1 protein-coding gene is annotated in these 1539 nt (G+C 43.0%); it reads right to left on the reverse strand.

The features are described from left to right. Positions 1 to 424: 424 nt before the first annotated feature. Entirely contained in the window at positions 425 to 1459 is a 1035-nt protein-coding gene (locus JIG41_RS13050) for an IS110 family transposase (protein WP_008113199.1), read from the reverse strand. Between the last annotated feature and the right edge of the window lie 80 nt (positions 1460 to 1539).

Raw genomic sequence — 1539 nt, forward strand, 5'->3', positions numbered from 1 at the left:
GACATATATGGACGCTCCCTTGAAGTCAAGACGAGCTAATGTATAAACATCAAAATTGATGCCTTTATTTTATTATCATGTATCTCATATCACAGTAATGATGCGTCACAAGCTTGCTGAAAAGCAAAGGTACTGACATATATTCGAGCTATGGTGTCATGGTTATCATGCGCCATGCTCCTAATGAGCTTCGTACCAAGGGACCTAAAAAATATTCACCCAAACGAGATTTAATCTCGTGTCTTTATCTGGTTAACCTTGGTTAGCGTGCGCTTTTTGTTTCATTATAAGTGAAGTACATACAGGATAAGCGTATGTTACGACTTAAGTGCCCAAACACCCACTCAGGTTTTAAAACCTATGTCATAACCAGGCTGTCTTAAGTCGTAAACTCGGGTGTGATTGGTGTGTAAAATACGCATAATTAAGCATCCTTTTGTGTATTCTGCACATACTGAGGAGAGTAGAGAGTTTGCTTGGTCAGCAATATCCACATCAGTCGAGCCAATCTGTGTGCGGTGGCGACCACCACACAATTAAAGTGTTTTTTCTCGCGCAACTGGTTTATCCACTGGCTTAGCGCATCTGTTTTATGGTGGCTTCTGGCGATAAGGGCGCGAGCACCGTGAATAAGTTGTTTTCGCAGGTAACTGTTACCTCGCTTAGTAATACCAGACATTTTACTTTTATCGCCTGACGCGTATTGTTTTGGAGTTAATCCTAGCCAGACGCCCAGCTCTTTTGCATTTTTAAATGCCTGACCGTTCCCGATTGACGCTGCATAGGCCGAGGCATTGAGTACACCCACGCCAGGAATAGAGTGAAGTATTTTAGCGTTTGTATCCCGTTCAACGTGTGCAGTAAGCATCGCTTCAATGGCTTTAATGCGTTTAACAAGGGTTTTGTACTCAGTGTAAATATCACTCACCATTATGCGCAGCTGAGGGCGAAGCTCAGAATCACTTTCTAAGGCAATTATCCCTTGCTCTAATGCCTTCATACCGACAGGAAATACATACCCAAAATCGACCAATAAACCGCGTAACTGGTTGGTTGCAGCAATCCTGTTTTGCAGAAGTCGCTCACGTATCTTATGGAGCATGAGTATTTCTTGCTGAGCTTCGGTTTTAATAGGAACGAATTTAATATGAGGGCGTAAGCTTGCTTCATAGATAGCAAGGGCATCGTTACTGTCGTTTTTATTACCGCGAACAAAGGGGGTAACGTGTTGTGCAGGGATAAGGTCAACGGTATGACCGTAAGACGAAAATACTCTTCCCCAGTAGTGGGAAGAATAACAGGCTTCCATCACCACGCGGCACGGAGGGGTATTCGCCATGAAGGCGTTGAGTTTAGCTCTGTTTAAACGTTTATTGCATTCTCTTTTATAGTTAGAATTAAAGCCAGCGACTTGGAATACATTTTTTGCCAAATCAATTGATAATGTGCTAATTTTCATGACGGACGTTCCCTTTTAACTGAGTGTGAGTTAACCAGTTTGGCGCATTGACGCCGTTTAGGGGAGCGTCCATCTCATCA

The organism is Pseudoalteromonas sp. bablab_jr011 (assembly GCF_016464045.1).
Lineage (GTDB): Bacteria > Pseudomonadota > Gammaproteobacteria > Enterobacterales > Alteromonadaceae > Pseudoalteromonas > Pseudoalteromonas lipolytica.